The sequence below is a fragment of the Aeromonas aquatilis genome, from assembly GCF_054052405.1.
This window is the reverse complement of record NZ_JBSTYP010000221.1, coordinates 1-253: the sequence shown is the minus strand read 5'-3', so window position 1 is coordinate 253 and position 253 is coordinate 1. Positions and strand designations below refer to the sequence as shown.

Here is a 253-nt window from a genome sequence, read left to right as displayed (position 1 = left end):
ACTTTGGTACGCCCATGGTATACGGTGCCGCCCACCAGTTCGGGCGCCCAGAGATCAACCTGCCAGAGCGCCGTGTTCTGGGGCTGTCAGACGGGGATAAACAGAGCGTGCTGGAGACGCTGGAGGGATATTTAGTCATCGAGGCTCCGTGAGCTTCTGGGTGCCTCTGGTGCCCCCTTGCGGCTACGATGGCATGTCTACCCTCTGAATAGGTCAGGAAAATGGAGTTTAAACACCATTAAACAGTATCGCC

General features: G+C 56.5%; 1 protein-coding gene. It reads left to right on the top strand.

What is annotated here, in order from left to right; all coding sequences use genetic code 11:
- The coding region (locus ACW5W8_RS24115; protein WP_498630939.1) for a phage virion morphogenesis family protein at positions 1 to 152 on the top strand (152 nt) is incomplete at its 5' end.
- Between the last annotated feature and the right edge of the window lie 101 nt (positions 153 to 253).